The 23,248-nt window shown below is 55.3% G+C and carries 20 protein-coding genes; 12 read left to right on the forward strand and 8 right to left on the reverse strand.

Going from position 1 to position 23,248, the window contains the following annotated elements:
• The first annotated feature begins 32 nt into the window (after window positions 1–32).
• On the forward strand, window positions 33–1,625 hold the full coding sequence (locus tag ACRQ84_RS02320) for an ABC-F family ATPase (protein ID WP_176970927.1): 1,593 nt from the start codon (window positions 33–35) through the stop codon (window positions 1,623–1,625).
• Between the two features lie 420 nt (window positions 1,626–2,045).
• On the opposite strand, the gene moeB is transcribed toward ACRQ84_RS02320, so the two are convergent.
• Both moeB and moeA read right to left on the reverse strand, forming a co-directional pair.
• Window positions 2,046–2,798: a molybdopterin-synthase adenylyltransferase MoeB gene (gene moeB, locus ACRQ84_RS02325; RefSeq protein WP_064740697.1), complete on the reverse strand. Its 753-nt coding sequence runs from the start codon at window positions 2,796–2,798 to the stop codon at window positions 2,046–2,048.
• Window positions 2,798–4,033 (reverse strand): molybdopterin molybdotransferase MoeA, encoded by a 1,236-nt coding sequence (gene moeA, locus ACRQ84_RS02330; protein ID WP_483817085.1) that lies wholly within the window; start codon window positions 4,031–4,033, stop codon window positions 2,798–2,800. Before moeA ends, moeB begins: the two co-directional genes overlap by 1 nt.
• A 317-nt stretch (window positions 4,034–4,350) precedes the next feature.
• Here moeA and ACRQ84_RS02335 point away from each other — a divergent pair, with 317 nt between their 5' ends.
• The 5 genes from ACRQ84_RS02335 (at window position 4,351) to gsiD (ending at window position 10,667) form a co-directional block, all read left to right on the forward strand.
• Window positions 4,351–5,316 carry an isoaspartyl peptidase/L-asparaginase family protein gene (locus tag ACRQ84_RS02335; protein ID WP_483817086.1) on the forward strand — a complete coding sequence of 322 codons (966 nt, stop codon included), beginning with the start codon at window positions 4,351–4,353 and terminating at the stop codon, window positions 5,314–5,316.
• 9 nt (window positions 5,317–5,325) lie between these two features.
• Window positions 5,326–7,182 carry a glutathione ABC transporter ATP-binding protein GsiA gene (gene gsiA, locus ACRQ84_RS02340; RefSeq protein ID WP_483817087.1) on the forward strand — a complete coding sequence of 619 codons (1,857 nt, stop codon included), beginning with the start codon at window positions 5,326–5,328 and terminating at the stop codon, window positions 7,180–7,182.
• Between the two features lie 63 nt (window positions 7,183–7,245).
• The gene (gene gsiB / locus ACRQ84_RS02345) at window positions 7,246–8,781 is read left to right on the forward strand and encodes a glutathione ABC transporter substrate-binding protein GsiB (protein WP_061717205.1); all 1,536 of its coding nucleotides are present in this window, start codon (window positions 7,246–7,248) and stop codon (window positions 8,779–8,781) included.
• A 49-nt stretch (window positions 8,782–8,830) separates the two neighbouring features.
• Window positions 8,831–9,751 (forward strand): glutathione ABC transporter permease GsiC, encoded by a 921-nt coding sequence (gsiC, locus tag ACRQ84_RS02350; RefSeq protein WP_483817088.1) that lies wholly within the window; start codon window positions 8,831–8,833, stop codon window positions 9,749–9,751.
• 10 nt (window positions 9,752–9,761) lie between these two features.
• Window positions 9,762–10,667 carry a glutathione ABC transporter permease GsiD gene (gene gsiD, locus ACRQ84_RS02355; protein WP_064740702.1) on the forward strand — a complete coding sequence of 302 codons (906 nt, stop codon included), beginning with the start codon at window positions 9,762–9,764 and terminating at the stop codon, window positions 10,665–10,667.
• A gap of 178 nt (window positions 10,668–10,845) precedes the next feature.
• On the opposite strand, the gene ACRQ84_RS02360 is transcribed toward gsiD, so the two are convergent.
• Window positions 10,846–12,507: a methyl-accepting chemotaxis protein gene (locus ACRQ84_RS02360; RefSeq protein ID WP_483817089.1), complete on the reverse strand. Its 1,662-nt coding sequence runs from the start codon at window positions 12,505–12,507 to the stop codon at window positions 10,846–10,848.
• Window positions 12,508–12,622: 115 nt separating this feature from the next.
• On the opposite strand from ACRQ84_RS02360, the gene ACRQ84_RS02365 reads away from it, so the two are divergent.
• Window positions 12,623–13,072, forward strand: coding sequence for a DUF4385 domain-containing protein (locus ACRQ84_RS02365; protein ID WP_483817090.1), 450 nt, complete (start codon window positions 12,623–12,625; stop codon window positions 13,070–13,072).
• Here ACRQ84_RS02365 and rimO read toward each other — a convergent pair.
• Window positions 13,069–14,394: a 30S ribosomal protein S12 methylthiotransferase RimO gene (rimO, locus tag ACRQ84_RS02370; protein ID WP_064740705.1), complete on the reverse strand. Its 1,326-nt coding sequence runs from the start codon at window positions 14,392–14,394 to the stop codon at window positions 13,069–13,071. The genes ACRQ84_RS02365 and rimO overlap by 4 nt on opposite strands.
• Before the next feature lie 329 nt (window positions 14,395–14,723).
• On the opposite strand from rimO, the gene ACRQ84_RS02375 reads away from it, so the two are divergent.
• The 3 genes from ACRQ84_RS02375 to ACRQ84_RS02385 all read left to right on the forward strand — a co-directional run bounded on the left by ACRQ84_RS02375 (window position 14,724) and on the right by ACRQ84_RS02385 (window position 17,369).
• The gene (locus ACRQ84_RS02375) at window positions 14,724–15,359 is read left to right on the forward strand and encodes a carbonic anhydrase (protein ID WP_007887698.1); all 636 of its coding nucleotides are present in this window, start codon (window positions 14,724–14,726) and stop codon (window positions 15,357–15,359) included.
• A 118-nt stretch (window positions 15,360–15,477) separates the two neighbouring features.
• Window positions 15,478–16,134, forward strand: a complete 657-nt coding sequence (locus tag ACRQ84_RS02380) for a DUF3313 domain-containing protein (protein ID WP_064740706.1) — start codon at window positions 15,478–15,480, stop codon at window positions 16,132–16,134.
• A gap of 104 nt (window positions 16,135–16,238) precedes the next feature.
• Window positions 16,239–17,369, forward strand: a complete 1,131-nt coding sequence (locus tag ACRQ84_RS02385) for a PQQ-dependent sugar dehydrogenase (RefSeq protein ID WP_483817091.1) — start codon at window positions 16,239–16,241, stop codon at window positions 17,367–17,369.
• Here the strand turns inward: ACRQ84_RS02385 and ACRQ84_RS02390 are convergent, their stop codons facing one another.
• Complete coding sequence (locus ACRQ84_RS02390) at window positions 17,370–18,026, reverse strand: HAD family hydrolase (protein WP_064740708.1); 657 nt, start codon at window positions 18,024–18,026, stop codon at window positions 17,370–17,372.
• A gap of 275 nt (window positions 18,027–18,301) precedes the next feature.
• Here ACRQ84_RS02390 and ACRQ84_RS02395 point away from each other — a divergent pair, with 275 nt between their 5' ends.
• Window positions 18,302–19,507 (forward strand): serine hydrolase, encoded by a 1,206-nt coding sequence (locus ACRQ84_RS02395; RefSeq protein ID WP_483817092.1) that lies wholly within the window; start codon window positions 18,302–18,304, stop codon window positions 19,505–19,507.
• A gap of 140 nt (window positions 19,508–19,647) precedes the next feature.
• Here the strand turns inward: ACRQ84_RS02395 and ybjG are convergent, their stop codons facing one another.
• Window positions 19,648–20,253, reverse strand: a complete 606-nt coding sequence (gene ybjG, locus ACRQ84_RS02400) for an undecaprenyl-diphosphate phosphatase (RefSeq protein ID WP_483817093.1) — start codon at window positions 20,251–20,253, stop codon at window positions 19,648–19,650.
• Between the two features lie 363 nt (window positions 20,254–20,616).
• Window positions 20,617–22,305 carry an aspartate:alanine antiporter gene (locus ACRQ84_RS02405; RefSeq protein WP_064740711.1) on the reverse strand — a complete coding sequence of 563 codons (1,689 nt, stop codon included), beginning with the start codon at window positions 22,303–22,305 and terminating at the stop codon, window positions 20,617–20,619.
• 251 nt (window positions 22,306–22,556) lie between these two features.
• Here ACRQ84_RS02405 and ybjM point away from each other — a divergent pair, with 251 nt between their 5' ends.
• On the forward strand, window positions 22,557–22,928 hold the full coding sequence (gene ybjM / locus ACRQ84_RS02410) for an inner membrane protein YbjM (RefSeq protein ID WP_483817094.1): 372 nt from the start codon (window positions 22,557–22,559) through the stop codon (window positions 22,926–22,928).
• A 33-nt stretch (window positions 22,929–22,961) separates the two neighbouring features.
• Here the strand turns inward: ybjM and ACRQ84_RS02415 are convergent, their stop codons facing one another.
• On the reverse strand, window positions 22,962–23,225 hold the full coding sequence (locus ACRQ84_RS02415) for a GrxA family glutaredoxin (protein WP_064740713.1): 264 nt from the start codon (window positions 23,223–23,225) through the stop codon (window positions 22,962–22,964).
• Window positions 23,226–23,248 lie beyond the last annotated feature (23 nt).

Genomic DNA, 23,248 nt, shown 5'->3' on the forward strand with positions numbered 1-23,248 from the left:
TTTTCCTCCACTGCGTAACAAAGGTCAATGCCGTGTTAGTTTCCAGCAATATCACCATGCAGTTCGGCAGTAAGCCGCTGTTCGAAAATATCTCCGTTAAATTTGGCGGCGGTAATCGTTACGGTTTAATCGGTGCGAACGGCAGCGGTAAATCTACCTTTATGAAAATACTGGGCGGCGATTTGGCGCCAACGGGTGGAAATGTTTCCCTCGACCCAAATGAGCGTATCGGTAAGTTACGTCAGGACCAATTTGCCTTTGAGCAATATAGTGTGCTGGACACCGTGATCATGGGCCACAATGAATTGTGGGCAGTGAAGCAAGAGCGTGACCGTATATATGCATTGCCAGAAATGAGCGAAGAGGAAGGCTATAAAGTGGCCGACCTTGAAGTCGAATACGGCGAGATGGACGGTTACAGTTCGGAATCACGTGCCGGTGAATTATTACTGGGCGTTGGCATTCCGGTGGAGCAGCATTACGGTCCGATGAGCGAAATTGCGCCGGGCTGGAAATTGCGTGTCCTTTTAGCGCAGGCATTATTTGCCAATCCAGATATTTTGTTGCTCGATGAACCGACCAACAACCTGGATATCGATACCATTCGTTGGTTGGAGCAAGTGCTCAACGAACGTAACAGCACCATGATCATCATTTCGCATGACCGTCACTTCCTGAATATGGTGTGTACACATATGGCGGATCTGGATTATGGCGAACTGCGCGTTTATCCAGGTAATTATGACGAATATATGACCGCGGCTACGCAGTCACGCGAACGTTTATTATCGGATAACGCCAAGAAGAAAGCGCAAATTGCCGATCTGCAATCGTTCGTGAGCCGTTTTAGCGCCAACGCCTCTAAATCACGCCAGGCAACTTCACGTGCTAAGCAGATTGATAAAATTAAGCTGGAAGAAGTCAAAGCGTCCAGCCGTCAAAACCCGTTTATCCGTTTTGATCAGGATAAGAAGCTGTTCCGTAATGCGCTGGAAGTGGAAGCGCTGACCAAAGGTTTTGATAACGGTCCGCTGTTTAATAAACTCAACCTGATGTTAGAAGTCGGTGAGAAATTGGCGATTCTCGGTGCTAACGGTATCGGTAAAACCACGCTGCTGAAAACGCTGGTCGGTGAACATACGCCGGATAGCGGTACGGTGAAATGGTCTGAAAATGCGCGCATTGGTTATTACGGCCAGGATCACGCGGAAGACTTCGCTGACGATTTGACGGTATTCGACTGGATGAGCCAGTGGAAGCAGGAAGGCGATGACGAGCAGGCGGTGCGCAGTATTCTCGGTCGTCTGCTGTTTGGTCACGACGAGATTAACAAGCCCGCTAAGGTGCTGTCAGGTGGTGAGAAGGGCCGCATGCTGTTTGGCAAGCTGATGATGCAGAAGCCGAACATCCTGATCATGGATGAACCAACTAACCACCTTGATATGGAATCGATCGAGTCGCTCAACATGGCGCTTGAGATGTATGAAGGGACGTTGATTTTCGTCTCGCATGACCGTGAGTTTGTTAGCTCGCTGGCCACGCGCGTGATGGAGATGAAAGCCGATCGTATTGTCGACTTCACCGGTAACTATGAAGATTACCTGCGCAGCCAGGGCATCGTTTAACGGTGAAAAATCCGGTGCGCATGCATGCGCACCCTACGGGATTGTAAGGTCGCCATTCATGGCCTAATGCCGATCAGTTAAGCAATGAGCCACTTTCGTTCGCCACAGACTGGAGCAGTTTCATTACTGCCGTGCGGCGACCGAGCAGAGGGCACCAGGCCGCGCCCTCTGCACTCCCCGGCCCTGCGCCAGCCCAGCCCGCCGCTACGCGGTTCCTTCACTCACTCACGATTCCTGACGGACCGACGGCGATTCGCTCCTGCTCAGCGCCGCCTCTCGCCGCATCCCTGCGGCTCGCCCTGGAATCCCTCACTCGCTCAGCGGGTTGGGATGTCGCCTCAACACCCACGCTGCAGTAATAATGCCCATGACTGACTCATCATCGCTGTAACGCCTGTAGGGGCGTCATTTATGGCGACCTTATTTCCCGCATACCTCACAATGCGCATCCTGCGCCACCTTCATGCTGCGGAACTCCGCACTCATCGCGTCGTACATCAGTAGGCGCGCGCGCGCGGGTTGACCGAAATCTGTCAGCACTTTTAGGGTTTCCATCGCCTGCATTGCGCCGATCACGCCAACCAGTGGCGCCATCACGCCGGCTTCCACGCAGCTTAACACCTGATCGCCAAACAAACGGCTGATGCAGCGATAGCACGGTTCGCCGGGCTGCCAGGTAAATACGCTGAGCTGGCCTTCCATGCGAATCGCTGCGCCGGAAATCAGCGGCACCTTATGCTGGAAACAGAGGCGATTGATCTGCTCGCGGGTGTCGACGTTATCGGTGCAATCCACCACCGCAGCGTGCCGCGCAATTAACGCGCCGAGCTGCGCATCATCCAACTGCGCATCAATCGGCTCCAGTTGGCAATGCGGATTGATCGCCGCCAGCTGTTGCTGCGCCGAGGTGACTTTCGCTACGCCAATTTTCGCATCGCTGTGCAGGATCTGGCGCTGCAGATTGCTGAGGCTAACGGTATCGAAATCGAGCAACGTGAGATGTCCCACACCCGCCGATGCCAGATAGGGTGTTGCCGCACAACCGAGACCGCCGAGGCCGATCACCAACACGCGTGCTGCCTTCAGCGTCTCCTGGCCATCAAAATCAAAACCGCGCAGTACGATTTGGCGGTTATAGCGCAGCATCTCTTCATCGCTCAACTCAACGCTCATTAGCCCTCCAGTAGACTGTTAAAGGCTTCGATCTCCACCCATTCACCCGGTTCCACATCACCGCGATCGCGCTCGAGCACCACAAAACAGTTGGCCAGCGCAAACGAGCTGAACACATGCGAACCTTGCGCGCCGGTGCTGCGCACTTCCAGCACCCCATCATCACCGCGGCTGAGAATGGCACGCTGGAAGTCGAGACGTCCCGGCGATTTCTTCAAACGCTGTGTGGCGCGCGCGCGTTGGCGCAGCGGCATAATGCGCGTGGTCTGGCCGGTCAGCGTCGCCAGCAGCGGCTGCACCAGTTGGTAGAAGGTCACCGCTGCAGACACCGGATTGCCTGGCAACCCGCAGAACCAGCTGTTGGCCAGCCGACCAAAGGCAAACGGTTTGCCCGGCTTAATTGCCAGTTTCCAGAAGGTGATAGCACCCAACTCTTCCAGCATTGCCCGGGTAAAATCAGCCTCGCCAACCGACACGCCGCCGGTGCTGATCACCACATCGGCCTGGCGATCGGCTTCGGTAAAGGCAGTACGCAGCGCTGCCTGGTCGTCGGCAACCACGCCGAGATCGATCACTTCACAACCCAGCTTATTAAGCATTAACGCCACGGTAAAACGGTTGGTATCGTAAATCTGGCCTGCCGCCAGCGGTTGACCGACCGCCTGCAGTTCATCACCGGTAGAGAAGATGGCCACGCGCAGTTTGCGCAGCACGCTCACTTCAGCAATTCCCAGCGACGCCAGCAGCGGCAGTTCGGCGGCACCGAGGCGCACACCGGCGTCCAGCACCTGCTTGCCCGCCTGAATATCTTCGCCGATGCGACGGATGTTCTGCGCGGCCTGCACCGGTGCGGTTATCACAATGCCATCGTCGCGCTGCTCGGTTTGCTCCTGCATGACCACGGCATCACAACCCGCGGGAATCGGCGCGCCGGTCATGATGCGAATCACGCTGCCTGCTGGCCATGCACCGTTAAACGGCGCACCGGCAAATGCTTTACCGGTTACCGGCAACACGCGATCGGGGGCGATATCGGCGAGGCGCACGGCGTAACCGTCCATCGCGGAGTTATCAAATGACGGCACATCGAGCGGCGAGTTAATGGCTTTTGCGGTGATGCGTCCGGCGGCTTCAAACAGCGAAACGTTCAGCGAATCGCTAATTGGCGTGAGCTGTTGCAGCATCTTTTGCTGCGCGTCTTCGAGGGAGATTAATCCTGCGGTAAAAGGTTCCATGTCTATCTCAGCCTGGTTAATTTCAGATGCGGTCTATTATGGGTAATGCGTGGACGTTAAGCGAGAGCGCGTTTTACGCAATCATTACACATTCCATAGCGGCGCAATTTATTACGCGATAAATCGCGCCGCTACGGAATGTGCGCCCTGAGGTGTTGAGCGAAAAAAGCATAATCCACAATAAAAGGTTATGACCGCGCAGGCAGTTTATGCTTTACAAGATGGGAGTGCCTTCCTATAGTCGAAAATCGCCAAAAAAAGATGAAAACCATTCTAAATCAGTGTTTTTGGTTCTGATTTCTTAACAGGGTACGGTTATGGCTAAAGCAGTTATCGCTATTCACGGCGGTGCGGGCGCGATTACGCGTGCGGCAATGAGCGCCGAAAAAGAGCAGCACTATCGTCAGCAACTCACCGCAATCGTTACCGCAGGCCAGCAGATTCTTGCTGCGGGTGGCAGCGCTTTAGATGCCGTTACCGAAGCCGTGCGCCTGCTGGAAGAGTGTCCGCTGTTTAACGCGGGCAAGGGCGCGGTGTTCACCCATCAGGGCACGCATGAACTTGATGCCAGCATTATGGATGGGCGCACGCTGGACGTGGGCGCGGTGGCGGGCGTCAGCCACATCCGCAATCCGATTCTGGCGGCGCGCAAAGTGCTGGAAAATAGCCCGCACGTGCTGTTTATCGGCGCGGGCGCAGAAGCCTTTGCCGCGGCGCAAGGCTTAGCGCCGGTCAGCGCCGATTATTTTTCCACGCCGGAGCGTTGGGAACAGTTACAGCGCGCGCTGCACAGTCAGCAGATGGTGCTTGATCACGACGGGGAAGCAAACAGCCACAGCGACGATCCGCTGGACCCCGATCGCAAATTCGGCACCGTCGGTGCAGTCGCGCTCGATCTTCAGGGTAATCTGGCCGCCGCCACCTCAACCGGCGGCATGACCAACAAACAGGCCGGTCGCGTGGGCGATTCGCCGCTGGTCGGCGCGGGCTGCTACGCCAGCAACGACAGTGTTGCGGTCTCCTGCACCGGCACCGGCGAAGTGTTTATCCGCACTTTAGCGGCCTATGACGTCGCCGCGCAGATGCATTACGCTGGACGTTCGCTGCAACAGGCCACTGCCAACGTCATCCACGACAAAGTGCAGGAGCTGGAAGGCAGCGGCGGGCTGATTGCGATTGATGCCGCGGGCAATGTGGCGCTGCCGTTTAACAGCGAAGGTATGTATCGCGGATTCGCTTACGTGGATGGCGATGTTGAGGTAGCGATTTACCGCGACAGCTAAGGAGCAGGCATGACGGACCAACAGCTGCAGTTTGCGCCGGAGCAGGTTCTGGCGGTGCGCGATCTTAACGTGCGCTTTGAGCATGAAGGGCGTATTACCGAAGCGGTGCGTAACCTGTCGCTCGACCTGCATCGTGGTGAAACCCTGGCGCTGGTGGGCGAATCGGGCTCGGGTAAATCCGTCACCTCGCTGGCGCTGATGCGCTTGATTCAGCAGGCCGGCGGCGAGGTGAGCGGAGAAATCCAGCTGCGTCGCCGCAATGGCGAGGTGCTGGATGTGATGCGTGCCTCCAACGGACAAATTCGCAAAGTACGCGGCGCCGATATGGCGATGATCTTTCAGGAGCCGATGACCTCGCTCAATCCGGTGTTCACCGTCGGCGAGCAGATTGCGGAATCCATCCGTTTGCATCAGGGGAAAAGTCACCAGCAGGCGCTGGCGGAAGCGCGGCGCATGCTCGATCTGGTGCGCATTCCCGAAGCGCAAAATGTGTTGTCGCGCTATCCCCATCAGCTTTCTGGCGGCATGCGCCAGCGCGTAATGATTGCGATGGCGCTGTCGTGCAAACCGGCGCTGCTGATTGCTGATGAACCCACCACCGCACTCGACGTCACCATTCAGGCGCAAATACTGCAACTGATCCGCGTGCTGCAAAAAGAGATGCAGATGGGGGTGATTTTTATCACCCACGATATGGGCGTGGTGGCAGAGATGGCCGATCGCGTGCAGGTGATGTATCGCGGCGATGTGGTGGAGCGCGCGCCGGTGCAGCAGCTGTTTGCCGAACCGCAACAGCCCTATACCCAAGCGTTACTGGCGGCGGTGCCCAAGCTCGGCGCGATGCACGGCCAGCCGCTACCGGCTAAATTTCCCTTATTACATGTCAACGGACGTGAGGAACAGGCGCAACCGCAGGACACGGTTCGCCACGATCGCCCGCCGATTTTGCAGGTGCGCGATTTAGTCACGCGTTTCGATATTCGCAGTGGTTTGCTCAATCGCGTCAAGCGACGCGTACACGCAGTGGAGAAGGTCAGTTTCGATCTTTATGCCGGTGAAACGCTGGCGCTGGTGGGGGAATCCGGCTGCGGAAAATCCACCACCGGACGTTCACTGCTACGGCTGGTGGCCAGCCAGGGCGGCACCATCACCTTTGACGGCCAGCGTATCGATGCGCTGCAGGGCAATGCGCTGGCATCGCTGCGCCGCGATATCCAGTTTATCTTTCAGGATCCTTACGCCTCGCTCGATCCGCGTTTAACGGTGGGTTTCTCGATTATGGAACCGCTGCTGGTGCATAAAACTCTGGACCGGCGTCAGGCAGAAAAACGCGTCGCCTGGCTGCTGGAACGCGTCGGCCTGCTGCCGGAACATGCGCAGCGTTATCCGCACGAATTTTCTGGCGGTCAGCGTCAGCGCATCTGCATTGCGCGCGCGCTGGCGCTTAACCCGAAGGTGGTGATCGCTGATGAGTCGGTGTCGGCGCTGGACGTGTCGATTCAGGCGCAGATCATTAATCTTATGCTCGATTTGCAGCGTGAGTTTGGTATCGCTTTCTTATTTATCTCGCACGATATGGCGGTGGTGGAACGCATCAGTCATCGCGTGGCGGTGATGTATCTCGGACAGATTGTGGAGATGGGGCCGCGTCAGGCGGTGTTTGAACAGCCGCGCCATCCTTACACCAAAAAACTGATGGCCGCGGTGCCGGTGGCCGATCCGGCCCATCGGCATCGTGAGCGGGCGCTGATGGTGGATGAGATCCCCAGCCCGATTCGCCCGCTGGGCGATGAGCCGGAAGTGGCGCCTTTACTGGAAGTGGCACCGGGCCATTTTGTCGCCCGGCACGCGATTAGCGGCGCCTGAGCAGCAAACAACCGCACATCTTAGGATGTCGCGCATGACAGGGATTACAGGAGAACGATAACGATGCACCATATTATGCGAAAAGGGGTTATCACTGCCGGTTTGTTGAGTTCGGCGCTGGCGCTGCCCGCGTGGGCGGCGAAAGATGCGGTGATTGCGGTGGCCTCGACCTTTACCACACTCGATCCTTACGATGCTAACGATACGCTGTCGCAAGCGGTGGCGAAGTCTTTCTATCAGGGCTTGTTCGGCTTCGATAAAGACATGAAGCTGACCAATGTGCTGGCGGAAAGCTATCAGGCGAGCAGCGATGGTCTGACGTACACCATCAAGCTGCGTTCCGGCGTGAAATTCCAGGATGGCACCGATTTCAATGCCGAAGCGGTGAAAGTTAACCTCGATCGCGCCAGCAATCCGGATAACCATCTCAAGCGCTATAACCTGTTTAAATATATCGCGACCACCGAAGTGGTCGATCCGAGCACGGTGAAAATCACCCTCAAGCAACCGTTCTCGGCCTTCATCAACAACCTCGCGCACCCTGCGGCGGTGATGATTTCACCGACCGCGCTGAAGAAATATGGCAAGGATATTGGCTTTCATCCGGTGGGAACCGGCCCGTTTGCCTTTGATACCTGGAACCAGACCGACTTCGTGAAAGTGAAGAAGTGGGATGGCTACTGGAAAAAAGGCTATCCGAAGCTGGATAGCATTACCTGGCGTCCGGTGGTGGATAACAACACCCGCGCGGCAATGCTGCAAACCGGTGAAGCGAGCTTTGCTTTCCCGGTGCCGTTCGAGCAGGCCAAACTGCTGGAAGGCAACAGTAAGCTTGATGTGGTCACTACGCCGTCGATCATGCAGCGCTACATCAGCCTTAACGTCACGCAAAAGCCGTTTGATAACCCGAAAGTGCGTGAAGCGCTGGAGTACGCGATCAACCGTCAGGCGCTGGCGAAAGTCGCCTTTGCCGGTTACGCCACGCCAGCTACCGGCATCGTGCCGCCGAGCATCGACTTTGCGCAGAGCTATCCGGCGATCAAATACGATCCGGCTAAAGCGCGCGAACTGCTGAAAGAGGCGGGCTTCCCGAACGGTTTTGAAACCACGCTGTGGTCATCACATAACCACAGTACCGCGCAGAAAGTGCTGCAGTTCACCCAGCAGCAGCTGGCGCAGGTGGGCGTGAAGGTGAAAGTGACGGCGATGGATGCCGGTCAGCGTGCCGCTGAAGTGGAGAGCAAAGGGCAGAAAGAGAGCGGTGTGCGCATGTTCTACACCGGCTGGTCCGCTTCAACCGGTGAAGCCGATTGGGCGCTGACGCCGCTGTTCGCCACCACATCATGGCCGCCAGCCATCTTCAACACCGCGTTTTACAGCAATCCGCAGGTGGATAAAGATCTCGCCGATGCGTTGAAAACCACCGATCGCGATCAGAAAGCCAAGCTGTATAAAGACGCACAGGATCGCATCTGGAACGACCATCCGTGGATCCCGCTGGTGGTCGAGCAACTGCTGTCAGCCAACAATAAAAACCTCAGTGGTTTTTATGTCATGCCCGATACCTCATTCAATTTTGATGAGGCCGATCTGAAGTAACAGGCGCGGCCAGCCTTGCGGGGCTGGCCGATGCTGCCCAGGATTTTGCATGCTCAACTATTTTCTCAAACGATTATTGGGACTGATTCCCACGCTGCTGATTGTGGCGGTGCTGGTGTTCCTGTTTGTCCACCTGCTACCGGGCGATCCGGCGCGCCTGATTGCTGGCCCGGAAGCGGATGCTTCGGTGGTGGCGCTGGTGCGTCAGGATCTCGGCCTCGATCAGCCGCTCATCAAGCAATTCTGGCACTTTATGCTCAATGCGGTGCAGGGCGATTTCGGCCATTCGCTGGTCTCGAAGCGACCGGTCATTGACGAAATTGCCGCGCGTTTTTTCCCCACGCTGTGGCTGACGCTCAGCAGCATGGTGTGGGCGGTGATTTTCGGCATGACCATTGGCATTACCTCAGCGGTGTGGCGTAATCGCTGGCCGGATCGCATTGGCATGACGCTGGCGGTGTCAGGTATTTCGTTCCCGGCCTTTGCGCTTGGCATGTTGCTGATGCAGGTGTTTTCGGTCGAACTGGGTTGGTTGCCGACCGTCGGCGCGGATAGCTGGAAACACTACATTTTGCCATCGCTCACCTTGGGAGCCGCGGTGGCGGCGGTGATGGCGCGTTTCACCCGCGCATCATTCGTGGAAGTGATGCAGGAAGATTACATGCGCACCGCACGCGCCAAAGGGGTACGCGAATCGCTGGTGGTGGTGAAACACGGCCTGCGCAACGCGATGATCCCCGTGGTGACCATGATGGGCCTGCAGTTTGGTTTCCTGCTCGGCGGCTCGATTGTGGTGGAAGTGGTGTTCAACTGGCCAGGCTTAGGCCGTTTGCTGGTGGATTCGGTTGAGATGCGCGATTACCCGGTGATTCAGGCCGAAGTGTTGCTGTTTTCGCTGGAGTTCATCCTGATTAACCTGATTGTCGATGTGCTGTACGCGGCAATCAACCCGGCAATTCGCTACAAGTAAGGAGTCGCAATTGAAGAACTGGCGACGCGCCGCGGCATTAACCACTCTGCCGACTATCACGGAAAACCGGGTACGCACGCCGTGGCGCGAATTCTGGCGACGCTTTCGTCGTCAACATGTGGCGCTGCTGGCTGGACTGTTTGTGCTGCTGCTGATTGTGGTGGCCTTTATCGCACCGCTGATTGCGCCGTTTGATGCAGAGAACTATTTCGATTACGACCGGCTGAATGAAGGCCCGTCGCTGCTGCACTGGTTTGGCGTCGATTCGCTGGGGCGCGATATCTTCAGCCGCGTGCTGGTGGGAACGCGCATCTCGCTGATTGCCGGTTTCTTCTCGGTGGCGATTGGCGCGCTGATCGGCACCGTTTTAGGCCTGCTGGCCGGCTATTACGAAGGATGGTGGGATCGCATCACCATGCGTATTTGCGATGTGCTGTTCGCCTTTCCCGGCATTCTGCTGGCGATTGCGGTGGTGGCGATCATGGGCAGCGGCATGAGCAACGTGATTGTCGCGGTGGCGATCTTCAGCATTCCGGCATTTGCCCGTTTGGTGCGCGGCAACACGCTGGTGCTGAAACATCAAACCTATATTGAGTCGGCACGCAGTATTGGCGCCTCGGACTGGACCATTATTATGCGTCACATCCTGCCCGGTACGGTGTCGTCGATTGTGGTCTATTTCACCATGCGAATCGGGACTTCGATTATTACCGCTGCGAGCTTGTCATTTCTGGGGTTGGGTGCGCAACCGCCCACGCCGGAATGGGGCGCGATGCTCAATGAAGCGCGCGCCGATATGGTGATTGCGCCGCACGTGGCGATCTTCCCAAGCCTGGCGATTTTCCTTACCGTGCTGGCGTTCAACCTGCTCGGCGATGGCCTGCGCGATGCGCTTGATCCGAAATTGAAGACCTGATGGGAAACCCGGTGCGCATAAATGCGCACCCTACAAAACCGTAGGGTCGCCATTCATGGCGACCGTTTCAATCACCGCACACCTCCGGCCGCTCATTGATAGCGACCGTTTCAGTCACCGCACACCTCCGGCCGCTCATTGATAGCGACCGGTGCGAACGGCACACCGATTTATAGCCTCAAAACGTTTCCCAGTTGTCATTACTGTGCGCGGTGGCAGGCTGCACGCGGGTTGGCGCGGCCGCCGGTTTACTTACTTTCGCTACCGGCACGATCGCCTGGCGCGTGCCGGTTTTGAAGCGTGCGACAGCCGATGAGAGGCTGCTGGCCTGCTGCTCCAGCGAGGCCGACGCGTTCGCCGATTCCTGCACCAGCGTGGCGTTCTGCTGCGTCACCCGATCCATCTCGTTCACCGCCTGACCAATCTGGTCGATGCCGCGACTCTGCTCATCAGATGCCGACGCAATCTCGCCCATGATGTCGGTGACGCGGGTGACAGCGCTAACGATCTCCTGCATGGTTTCACCGGCACTGCTCACCTGTTGCGAACCGGTGTTCACTCGCTGGACTGAATTCTCAATCAGCAGTTTGATCTCTTTGGCGGCCTGCGCGCTACGCTGCGCCAGATTACGCACTTCACCTGCCACCACGGCAAAGCCGCGGCCCTGTTCACCGGCACGCGCCGCTTCTACCGCCGCGTTGAGCGCGAGGATATTGGTCTGGAAGGCGATGCCATCAATCACGCTGGTGATGTCAGCGATTTTCTTCGAACTGTCAGCGATATCGCGCATGGTTTTCACCACGCCATCCACCACGTTGCCCCCTTTATCAGCGGTTTCCGAGGCGGTTTTCGCCAGCTGCGTGGCCTGACGCGCATTATCGGCGTTCTGTTTCACCGTGGCGGTTAACTGTTCCATGCTCGCGGCGGTCTCTTCCAGTGACGCCGCTTGTTGCTCGGTGCGTGAGGAGAGATCGTTATTGCCGGTGGCAATCTCGCTGGCGCTGCCAAAAATCGCATCCGCGCTATCACGCACATTGTTGATGGTGCTTAGCAGCGACTGCTGCATATGGTTGAGGCTGGCAGCAATCGATGCCATTTCACTGCGGCCTTCCACCTGCAAACGGGCAGAGAGATCGCCGTCGGCGAAGCGCTCCATCTGCTGCTGTACCTGCTTCATTGGCGCCAGCAGAATGCGACGCACCAGCATCCACACGGCAATCAGCAACAGCACCACCACCACCGCCATTACGGTGACTAACACCAACATGTACTGATAGGTATTGTCATATTCCGCATTGCGCTCGGCCAGCAGTTGCACGTTCTGTTCGCGCCACTGCTTGTAAGCGGCTTCCAGATCGTCCTGCGCCTGCTGAGCATCAAGATTGCCATAGGCGGCATAATCATTGGCTTGCAGGAACGCCGCCGACTGTTTTAGCAATTCAGCGAAGGCAGCAAACTTAGCGTCGACTACACTGGCTGAATCCGCGCTTTGTCCGGCCATGCGCGGCATGTTTTTGTAGCGTTCATAATGTTGCTTTGCCTCATCCAGTGACGCACCGGCGCTGATTAGCAGCTTGTTGATGGCGGCGACTGACGCTTCATCCGTCTGTTTTTTCAGGATACGAATGGCAACGCGGTTGATGATCACGCGGGTTTTTACCAACGTTTGCCAGCCGTCGGCCAGCTCGCGCTGCTGATGTGACAGCTGATTGCTGGTGGTGAAATTATGCTGACCGTTAATCAGTGAGGATAAAAACAGCGAGCCGGAAATCGCCTGCATTGCGGTGAAAACCACCAATATCATCATGATGGCCGTCACAATTTTCATTCGTTTAAACATAGGTGCGTCTCTGAGGAAGTAGGCTAATAGTTAGGTTATCGGTGTAAAAGCACACCGCTTAAGTGCCAGCAGGAAATAATTACGTCACGGGATGATGAGAGGCAGGAAAAAACAGATGAAAGCGTTTAATTATGAGCAAGATTTCAAGCACATCGACTTTCGCCAGCAGCCCGATCTTTATCAGGTGGGACGCGGCGAGCAGGGCGTGCTGATGGTCGAACCTTACAAAAGTGAGATTCTTCCGCACTGGCGTTTTCGCACCGTGGAACTGGCAAAACAATCTTCCCAGCAGATCATGCAGCTATTTGAGGCGTATCGCGCGCAGGACGATTTTGTCGGCATGGACATGGCGCGCAAATATATTCAGATGGGTTATACGCGGGCGCGCCGTTACAGCAATCATCAGGGCGGGCGCAAATATGACGAGGCGGGCAACGAACTGCCGCGCACCACAGAAAAAGAAAAGGCCGCTGCGGCGGCCGTTTTCAAAGCGTGCTGGGATAAACTGCGCGCGGATACTGACTATCTGGCGCGCAAGCGTGCGCACCAGCAGAAGTATGGTTAAACGCGCGTGCCCCAGAGATCGTATTCGTCGGCGTGTTCGACTTTAACGCGTACCACGTCGCCGACTTTTACCTGACGATCGCCGTTCAGATAGACCGCGCCATCGATTTCCGGGGCATCAGCCATGCTGCGGCCCACCGCGCCTTCCTCGTCCACTTCATCAATCAGCACCAGCACTTCGCGGCCGATTTTCTCCTGCAGACGTTCGCTGGAGATCTTCTGCTGCAGCTGCATGAAGCGATCGAAACGATCCTGCTTTATCTCGTCCGGTACCTGATCCGGTAGCTGGTTCGCGGTCGCACCCTCCACCGGGCTGTACTGGAAGCAGCCAACGCGATCGAGGCGCGCTTCCTGCAGGAAGTCGAGCAGCATCTGGAAATCTTCTTCGGTTTCTCCAGGGAAACCAACGATGAAGGTTGAACGCAGCGTCAGCTCCGGGCAGATTTCACGCCAGCGCTTAATGCGCTCCAGCGTACGCTCTACCGCGCCAGGACGCTTCATCAGCTTCAGGATACGCGGACTGGCGTGCTGCAGCGGAATATCGAGGTACGGCAGAATCTTGCCTTCGGCCATCAGCGGGATGACGTCATCCACATGTGGATAAGGATAAACGTAGTGCAGACGCACCCACACGCCGAGTTTGGCTAACTGCTCGCACAGGCTCACCATGCTGGTTTTCACCGGCGATCCGTTCCAGAAACCGGTGCGATGTTTTACATCCACGCCGTAAGCGGAGGTGTCTTGTGAGATCACCAGCAGCTCTTTCACGCCCGCCTCGACCAGACGTTTGGCTTCGTCGAGCACCGAGCCGATGGGACGGCTATCAAGATCGCCACGCATGGAGGGAATGATGCAGAAGGTACAGCGATGGTTACAGCCTTCGGAAATTTTCAGATACGCGTAATGGCGCGGTGTCAGTTTGACACCTTGCTCCGGCACCAGGCTGAGGAACGGGTTGTGCTCCGGCTTTGGCACATAGGTGTGCACATGCGACAGAACCTGTTCGTAGCTGTGCGGGCCGGTGATCTCCAGCACCTTAGGATGCACTTCGCGGATTTGATCCACTTTGGCGCCCAGACAGCCGGTGACGATCACTTTGCCGTTTTCGTTAAGTGCTTCACCAATCGCTTCCAGAGATTCCTGTACGGCGCTATCAATAAATCCACAAGTGTTAACGATGACGATCTCTGCATCATCGTAGCGTGGCACCACGTCATAGCCTTCAGTCCGCAGTTCCGTCAGGATGCGTTCAGAGTCGACGAGGTTTTTCGGACAGCCGAGGGAGACGAACCCCACGCGTGGTGGATTTTTGACATGGCTCATAAGGATAAAAATTCATCATATTTAGTGTGGATAGGGGGGCGATTGTACAGAGGTTGCAGAGGAAAATGTATAGGCTGTGTAAGAATCTCCTTAAGGGGTAACCAATATGTTGTGATTATGCTTAACTCATTTGGCGGTGCGTTTAATTCGTTGTGGCGCACCCTCTACGCGCCCGGCTGCAGAGGGTCATCCGAGTTGTGTAAGCGGGCGCCTTTTGCTTAAATGTTGGGTCGGTGAAGGTAAGTTGTTATCTTCACTGAAAATTTCAAATCGCACTGATGGTGAATCCTCACTGCCAGGGCAGAAGTGGATAATGTGAGAGCAGACATATGCAAGAGATCGTCAAAGGTTTTCTGAATTTTCAACAGAATGTGTTCCCTGAAAGGAAGGATCTTTTCAAAAGTTTGGCATCCAACCAAAATCCCAAAGCCCTGTTTATCTCCTGCTCAGACAGCCGTCTGGTGCCAGAGCTGGTGACGCAGTCAGAGCCTGGCCAGCTGTTCGTGATCCGTAACGCCGGTAACATTGTGCCGCCGTTTGGACCCGAGCCAGGTGGTGTGTCAGCAACCATTGAGTACGCGGTCGTAGCGCTGGGTGTGACCGAAATTATTATTTGTGGTCACTCCAACTGCGGAGCCATGAACGCGATTGCTTCTAATGCCGATCTGGAAACCATGCCAGCGGTCGATCACTGGTTGCACTACGCTAACGCGGCTAAAGCGGTGGTGGAAGAGCGCAACTACGATAGCGTGGAGAAACGTCTCAATGAGATGGTGAAAGAGAACGTGATTGCGCAGCTGCACAATATCAAAACACACCCTTCCGTGGCGGTGGCGCTGCGTAAAGGCAAAGTTCGCCTGCACGGGTGGGTTTATGATATTGAGAGCGGCGGGATTATCGCGCTGACCAAAGGCGGTGAATCCTTCATTTCATTGTCGGAAAATCCAGAAACCTGCTTCGAGTAATTCCCGCTAACCACCTGCAAAGCAGGTGGTTTCTCTTCGCATTTCATGAATATTTCCCACCGCGCTGAAAACCAACCTCTACACTTGAGAAGCAATTACCTCTGATAAGGGCTTTCTCATGCGATTTCCCCTTTTTGTTCCTGTGTTAACGCTGGCATTGCTGGCGGCGGGCTGTACTTCTCATGTCGCTGACAAACAACAATATTCGGGCTTTCTCGGCGATTACAGTCAGTTGCAACCGGAAAAATCACCGAGCGGCAAACCAACGCTACGTTGGGTATCTCCCGATTATCGCGATGCGGATTATCGCGGCGTGGTCTATACGCCAGTGGTCTATTATCCGGTGCCACATCCCAATGCACGTGTCAGCCAGCAAACGCTGGACGAGGTGCGGAGCTATACCGATAGCCAGCTGAAACGTGCAATCTCTGAGCGCAAACCGCTGGTAACACAAAAAGGTCCACAAACGCTGGTGGTGAAAACGGCTATCACTGCGGTGTCGGCTGAAAACAAGGGCATGCAATTCTATGAGGTGGTGCCGGTCGCGGCGGTAGTGGCGAGTACCATGGCGGCCACCGGACATCGCACACAAGAGAGTGCACTGTTCCTGGAAGTGGAAGCGGTTGATGGACAAACCGGTAAGCCGCTGATCAAAGTGGTGCGTAAAGCCTTCGGCAAGCCGTTGCCGAACAGCAGCACGCCAATCACACTCAACGATCTCCGTCCGGCGATTGATGAGATGGTGCGCGATGTAGTGGCGTTTTCCACACCGTAACGTCGAGCCCGGCCTTGCGCCGGGCTTAATGTTTTGTAAATCCGTCCCATCCTTTGTTACGCGCTGACTACCCTTAACGGCAGACCGTGATAAAGGAGAATGCCATGCGATTACTGCCCGCCGCGCTTCTGTTTGGCGCCTTAAGCTGTTCCTCCCCGCTGCTCGCTGCCGATGTGCAGGTGCAGGTTTTGCAAGACAAGCTCGATCATCCGTGGTCGGTGGCCTTTCTGCCCGACAATCAAACGCTATTAATTACTGAACGATCCGGCCAACTTCGCAGCTGGCAGCCAGGCCGAGGCTTGTCGCAGCCGATCGGCGGTGTGCCAAAGGTATGGGCGAATCGTCAAGGTGGCTTGCTGGATGTGGTGCTGGCGCCGGACTTCACCCAAAGTCGCCGCGTGTGGCTCAGCTACACCACCGCAGATGAGAGCGGTCGCGCCGGTGGCGTGGTGGGTTTTGGTCGTCTCAGCGATGACAACCGCCAGCTCAATGATTTCAAGGTCGTGCTGGAGCAAACGCCAAAGCTATCGGGTGGCGCCAATATCGGCACGCGCCTGGCTTTTGATCGTCAGGGCTTTCTCTATATCGCCTTTGGTGACAACTTTGCCAGCAGCAGCGCGCAACAGTTGGATAAGCTCTCCGGCAAAATCGTGCGTCTGACCAAAGACGGTGAAATCCCGCCGGACAATCCGTTTGTCGATCGTCAGGGCGCGCGCGCTGAAATTTGGTCCTACGGCATGCGCAATCCGCAAGGGCTGGCGCTCAATCCGTGGACGCAGCAAATGTGGGAAAGTGAACACGGTCCACGCGGCGGCGATGAGGTAAATATCCCAGAGAAGGGCAAAAATTACGGTTGGCCGCTGGCGACGCACGGCATTGACTACAGCGGCCAGAAAGTTCCGGAAGCAAAGGGCAGTGAGGTCGAGGGAACAGAGCAACCGCTGCATTACTGGAAAGTCTCACCGGCCATCAGCGGCATGGCGTTTTACAACAGCGCACGTTTCCCGCAGTGGAAAAACTCACTGTTTATCGGCGCGCTGAAGGAAAAGAGCCTGATACGTTTACAGATCAACGGCGAAAAAGTGGTTGAAGAGCAGAGATTACTCGGTGACCGTGGCGAGCGCATTCGTGATGTGCGGCAGGGGCCGGATGGTTATCTTTATGTGCTGACCGATGCTGCTAACGGCAAGTTACTGAAAGTGGGGCTGACGGACGCCAGCACCCCGCAAGGATAGTTATCGCACCCAGTTACACACTTCCCATCCGCGCTGTTGCGCTTCCTGCAGCAGCAGCGGATTAGGATTTACGACCCACGCATGATCGGCATGCGTCAGCAGCGGTAAATCATTCATCGAATCACTGTAAGCCCAGGTGCGTTCAAAGTGTTGATCCTGCTGTAACGCTTTCCAGTCACTCAGGCGCGTCACTTTGCCTTCGCGATAGGTCATGGTGCCGTAAGTGTGTCCGCTGTAGCGTTCATCCACCACTTCTACACCAATCGCCAGCGCACCGTGTACACCAAGACGATCGGCGATGGGAACGGCCAGGTGATCGCCGCTGGCGGTGATGATCATTACCGTGTCGCCGCGCTGCTGATGCCACTCAATGCGCTCGCGGGCGGCGGGGTAAACGCGGGGCATGATGTCGCGATGGATAAAGCGGCGCACCCAGCCTTCAACGGTCATGGTGGCCATGCCCGCTAATGGTGCCAGCGTGGTGTTCATATACTCTTCAATTGATAACGTGCCGGTGTGATATTTCTCCATCAGGATTTTTTCCTGATGAATGATCTCTTCGGGGGCAAATCCCTGTGAAACCAACCAGCGCAGCCACAGGCTGGTGCTGTCTTCACAAATCAGGGTTTCGTCCAGATCGAAAATGGCTAAGTCCATCGCTGTTCTCCTCAGGCTGACTGGATTCAGGTTAGCGGAAATTTGTGACTGGCTTAACCGTTCTGCGAAAAATCGGAATTACACGCAATTTTTATCGGCATGTTTAGGGGGAAAGGTGGCGGCGCTGCACGGTTGCTGCCAGGGTTACTCTAATAAACTCTATAAAACTTTACGATTGGACGGTTTTTTTCGCTGTCCTTAACCGTTAGCGTGGGGCGAGACATGTCTTGCCTGCAAGAAAATCGAGATTTAACAAGGACAATCTGGTCACGCTCATGAGAAAAAACACCTTCGCTTCTGTCTGGCGGCCGCTGGCTGCATCTTCACTCCTGTTACTTTTTATTCCCACTGCCACCCTGGCTGTACAGGCACCTGCGGCACCGCAAATTGATGCCAAAGCCTGGATTTTGATGGATTACAACAGCGGCAAAGTGCTGGCGGAATCTAATGCCGATCAGCGTCTCGACCCCGCCAGCTTGACCAAAATGATGACCAGCTATGTGGTCGGCCAGGCGCTGAAATCAGGCAAAATCACCAACGATGACATGGTCACCATCGGCCAGGATGCCTGGGCAACCGGCAATCCAAAACTGCGCGGTTCGTCGCTGATGTTCCTCAAACCTGGCGACCGTATTCCGGTGTCAGAACTGAATAAAGGTGTGGTGATTCAATCCGGTAACGATGCCTGTATCGCGCTGGCGGATTATGTCGCGGGCAGCCAGGATTCGTTTATCGGTTTGATGAACAACTATGTCAAAGCGTTTGGCCTGCAAAACACCCATTTTATGACGGTGCACGGTCTGGATGCCGAAGGGCAGTACAGCACCGCGCGTGATATGGCGATTATTGGCCAGCGTTTGATTAGCGATGTGCCGGAAGAGTATGCGCTGAATAGTGAAAAAGAGTTCACCTTCAACAAAATCAAACAGATGAACCGAAATCGTCTGCTTTGGAGCACCAATTTGAAGGTGGATGGCATCAAAACCGGCCACACCTCCGGCGCAGGCAATAATTTGGTGGCGTCGGCAACAGAAGGGGATATGCGCCTGATTTCCGTGGTGCTGGGTGCCGCGACGGATGCGACGCGTTTCCGCGAAAGTGAGAAATTACTGACGTGGGGCTTCCGCTTTTATGAAACCGTCACGCCAATTAAGGCCGACAAACCCTTTGCTCAGCAACGCGTATGGTTTGGCGATCGCAGTCAGGTGAATCTTGGTGTGGCAAAAGACGCAGCGATTACCGTGCCGAAAGGGCAGATGAAAAACCTTAAAGCCAGTTTTACCCTCAACGCGCCCCAGCTGGAAGCGCCGCTGGAGAAAAATCAGGTCGTCGGCACGATTGATTTCCAGCTGGATGGCAAAACCATTGAACAACGTCCGTTGGTCGCAATGGAAGCAGTACCGGAAGGCGGCTTTATAGGTCGGATTTGGGATTTCATCATGATGAAATTCCACGGCTGGTTCGGGAAGTGGTTTAGTTAAGTGTCAGGAAATAAACGGTGCGCATCAATGCGCACCTGGTCGCCATGAATGGCGACCCTACGAACTCAATAGTGAGTTAAGAACTCTTAAAGGCGTACTTCTGGCAGTTGTAGGGGCGCCATTCCTGGCGTCCTTATCGCTCACTCGCGAATCCAACCCTTCTTAATCGGCATGGCAAACAGCGCACGATATACCTGATGTGTAAATGCCAGCATCCGCTCACCATAAAGCTGCCACGCCATGTGCGACGCCAGACAACCCAGCAAGCCAACCAAAAATCCGCCCAGCATATCCATCGGCCAGTGCACGCCAAGATAGACGCGGGACCAGGCGATGGCGCTGCCGACCACCAGTAAAAGCACACCTGACCACAGGCGATGCCAGAAGATAAACGCCAGTGCAAAGGTGAAAATGGTCGTGCCGTGATCGCTCGGATAGGAATCGTCAGGCCGGTGCGACAGGAACTGATGGCCAAAACCAATAGCGAACGGACGCGGATGCGGCAGCAGCTGTCCGACGCACCACGAAATGCTCAGCGCGTAAAGCAGCGCCATGCCGGTTTTTAGCACCAGCTCGCGTTGAGACTGCACTTGAGCGCGCGGTCCCCACAGCCACAGCGCCACAATCAGCAGCGGCACGATGGCAATCACATCTTTGGCGATAAAAGTCGCCAGACTAATCAACCACTGCGGTGAATCCTCTGTGGCGTTGATCCATAAAAAGAGCGTGTGGTTCAGTGCTTCCATCACGATTCCTTGTCCTCGTCTTGTTTACCCAAAAAACACCAGCATAAAAATTGCCAGCAAAATAAAGCTGATAGCCTAGAAGCGTCCGAACCAGGATTAAATAGTCGTGCTCTTAATCTTATCGCGGGTTGTTGGAGTGTTTAACTTTGATGAAAGTTGCATGAAGATTTAAAAATACGACATCAGGATGGCAGAGTGGCAATTTAATCTGAGGAAAACCTTAAGCGGCAGAATTGCAGCCATAAAAAAACCCGCAAGTCAGTGACCGGCGGGCTCCACAATTTGGGGATTTCAAAGAAAAGCAGTGGCACTTATTCAGACTGCGACCCAAAAAGAAAGTTCGAAATAGCGTCAAATATATTTTTAGAACGGCAATAGTGGCCAGACGATGACGATCAAGGTGCCTGCCAGAGTCAGTAATACGTTGGCAATCGCATAGGTACCTGCATAGCCCAAGGCTGGAATACTGCTGCGCGCGGTATCGCTGATGATCTCCATCGCTGGCGCACAGGTGCGGGCGCCCATAATGGCACCAAACAGCAGGGCGCGGTTCATGCGCAGCACGTAAGCACCGAACAGATAGCAAATCACCACCGGCAGCAAACTCACCAATAAGCCGCTGAGCAGCATCAACGCGCCAGCACTGCCAAAGCCGTGCTGCAAACCGCTGCCCGCGCTCAAACCAACGCCCGCCATAAATACCATCAGGCCAAACTCTTTTACCATCGTCAGCGCACCCTGCGGGATATAGCCAAAGGTGGGATGGTTAGCGCGCATAAAGCCGAGCATGATGCCGGCGAACAACAACCCAGCGGCGTTACCGATGCCGAAGCTGAAATTACTGAACTGAAAGGTGATCATCCCGACCATCAAACCGACAATAAAGAACGCGCAGAAGGCGAGCAGATCGGTGATTTGACTGTGAATAGCGATAAAGCCAATGCGATCGGCCAGGCTTTTCACACGGCGCGCCTCGCCGCTCACCTGCAACACATCGCCTTTGTTCAGCATAATGCTGTCATCAATCGGCATTTCAATCTGGCTACGGATCACACGATTGAGGAAGCAGCCGTGATCGGTCAGCTTGAGGTGGCTCAGACGCTTGTTAACTGCGTTATGATTTTTCACCACGATCTCTTCCGTGACGATGCGCATATCCAGCAGGTCGCGATCGAATACTTCTTTGCCGTTACGGAAGCTAGGATCCAGACGCGCGTGCGCATCGGGATAGCCCACCAGCGAGATATCATCGCCCAGTTGTAACATCGCATCGCCGTCGGGGCTGGCGAGAATACCGTTGCGGCGCAGACGCTCAATGTAGCAACCGGTCTGGCGATGGATGCCCAACTCACGCAGGTTTTTACCGCCGCTCCATTCCACCAATTCAGGACCCACGCGATATGCGCGGATCACCGGCAGAAACACTTTGCGCTGGCTGTCAGCGTCGAGGCCGCGCTCGCGCGCAATTTGCTGCGCACAGGTCGGTAGATCCTGATGTTGCAGGCGCGGCAGATAGCGCGCGCCAAAAATCAGGCTGACTAAACCCACCAGATAGGTCAGGGCATAACCGAGGCTGAGATTATCCTGCATTAATGTGAGTTGATGGCTGTCGCTGATGCTTTGCCGCAAGGTATCTCCGGCACCAACCAGCACCGGTGTCGACGTCATCGAACCGGCTAACATGCCCGCGGTTAAACCAATATCCCAGCCGAACAGTTTGCCAAGCGTCAGGGCGATTAACAGCGCACTAACGACCATGACAATCGCCAAAAAGAAATAGTTTTTACCGTCGCGGAAGAATATTGAGAAAAAGTTAGGCCCGGCTTCAACGCCCACACAAAAAATAAACAGCATAAAGCCAAGACTTAATGCATCAGTATTAATGGCGAAATGCTGTTGACCTAGAATCAACGAAACAACCAGTACTCCAATGGAATTACCGAGTTGGACTGAGCCAAGGCGTAATTTGCCTAAGCAGAGTCCGAGTGCTAAAACGACAAATAATAACAGAACGTCATTTCCGCTTAACAATTCTGCGACGTTAATGTTCACGGTTTAACTTCTTCTTAACTTGTAACCAGTTGATGAGAGGGTCTTTTTTCGCTATCTTGTGCCGACGCCAAGGTTTGGCCGCATGGATAGCGCAGACCAAATCTAAAGCGGCGTCATTCTAATCATAATTAACACCCTCAGCTATCGGCAGTTTTCATTCCTTCCGCCTTAAGCTGTTTCTTTTTATTTCCAGTCGTGCGCATCAGGGCAAAAAAGTTTCATAATTGTTAACGTAAAAGTTGAGGCTAATTATGTTGCAGCGCAATAATCGCTGGCCAGCATCGGTTCTGGGCGTGATGCTTTATACGCTGGTGTTTATTTATGCACATCATTTCTGGGCCGCCGCCAGTGAACAAGCCGTGCGCGGACAACCAGAATTACTGCTGTTTTTATTACCGGGGATGTTAATGGCGCTATTGCAGCCAGAGAGTCCGCTGGTCAGCACCTTGTGGGTGGCGCTAGGCGGCACGCTGCTGGGAATGATGTGGCTGATGCTGTTCATACCGATGACGCATAGCGTCTTGCTGATTGTGGCCTGGAGTTTAAGTGCGCTGTTCTGGGCGGGCTGTGGTGCGCTGCTGGTACGCTTGCTGCGTATAATGCTGGCGATGCGTGCCCAATAGCACGATCAAAAACGGGCCCGCAGGCCCGTTCTCTTACGCTTCGATACCCAGATTTTCTTTCGTCCAGGCAGCGAATTCGGTGTAACCGCCTACGTGCTGATCGTCGAGGAAAATCTGCGGCACAGTGGTGACCGGCTTGCCAGCACGCGCTTCCAGATCGGCTTTAGTAATGCCGGTGGCCTGAATATCAACATACTGATAGTTAAAGTCGTCGCGCTCACTGGTCAGCCTGGCAGCCAACTCTTTCGCGCGTACGCAGTAAGGGCAGCTTGAACGGCCAAAAATCACTGCAATCATTGCTTCTCTCCTTCCGCTGCTGT

It is taken from the genome of Pantoea sp. E2023-21, assembly GCF_051302795.1.
Taxonomy (GTDB): Bacteria; Pseudomonadota; Gammaproteobacteria; order Enterobacterales; family Enterobacteriaceae; genus Pantoea; species Pantoea ludwigii_A.

Excerpts from the sequence above, each read along its gene's own strand:
- ybjG (WP_483817093.1), bottom strand. The coding sequence starts at position 20,253 with ATGGAAGCACTGAACCACACGCTCTTTTTATGGATCAACGCCACAGAG.
- moeA (WP_483817085.1), bottom strand. The coding sequence starts at position 4,033 with ATGGAACCTTTTACCGCAGGATTAATCTCCCTCGAAGACGCGCAGCAA.
- ACRQ84_RS02365 (WP_483817090.1), top strand. The coding sequence starts at position 12,623 with ATGAAAGCGTTTAATTATGAGCAAGATTTCAAGCACATCGACTTTCGC.
- ACRQ84_RS02380 (WP_064740706.1), top strand. The coding sequence starts at position 15,478 with ATGCGATTTCCCCTTTTTGTTCCTGTGTTAACGCTGGCATTGCTGGCG.
- gsiB (WP_061717205.1), top strand. The coding sequence starts at position 7,246 with ATGCACCATATTATGCGAAAAGGGGTTATCACTGCCGGTTTGTTGAGT.
- ACRQ84_RS02395 (WP_483817092.1), top strand. The coding sequence starts at position 18,302 with ATGAGAAAAAACACCTTCGCTTCTGTCTGGCGGCCGCTGGCTGCATCT.
- ybjM (WP_483817094.1), top strand. The coding sequence starts at position 22,557 with ATGTTGCAGCGCAATAATCGCTGGCCAGCATCGGTTCTGGGCGTGATG.
- moeB (WP_064740697.1), bottom strand. The coding sequence starts at position 2,798 with ATGAGCGTTGAGTTGAGCGATGAAGAGATGCTGCGCTATAACCGCCAA.
- ACRQ84_RS02360 (WP_483817089.1), bottom strand. The coding sequence starts at position 12,507 with ATGTTTAAACGAATGAAAATTGTGACGGCCATCATGATGATATTGGTG.
- ACRQ84_RS02385 (WP_483817091.1), top strand. The coding sequence starts at position 16,239 with ATGCGATTACTGCCCGCCGCGCTTCTGTTTGGCGCCTTAAGCTGTTCC.
- gsiC (WP_483817088.1), top strand. The coding sequence starts at position 8,831 with ATGCTCAACTATTTTCTCAAACGATTATTGGGACTGATTCCCACGCTG.
- gsiA (WP_483817087.1), top strand. The coding sequence starts at position 5,326 with ATGACGGACCAACAGCTGCAGTTTGCGCCGGAGCAGGTTCTGGCGGTG.
- ACRQ84_RS02415 (WP_064740713.1), bottom strand. The coding sequence starts at position 23,225 with ATGATTGCAGTGATTTTTGGCCGTTCAAGCTGCCCTTACTGCGTACGC.
- ACRQ84_RS02390 (WP_064740708.1), bottom strand. The coding sequence starts at position 18,026 with ATGGACTTAGCCATTTTCGATCTGGACGAAACCCTGATTTGTGAAGAC.
- ACRQ84_RS02335 (WP_483817086.1), top strand. The coding sequence starts at position 4,351 with ATGGCTAAAGCAGTTATCGCTATTCACGGCGGTGCGGGCGCGATTACG.
- ACRQ84_RS02375 (WP_007887698.1), top strand. The coding sequence starts at position 14,724 with ATGCAAGAGATCGTCAAAGGTTTTCTGAATTTTCAACAGAATGTGTTC.
- rimO (WP_064740705.1), bottom strand. The coding sequence starts at position 14,394 with ATGAGCCATGTCAAAAATCCACCACGCGTGGGGTTCGTCTCCCTCGGC.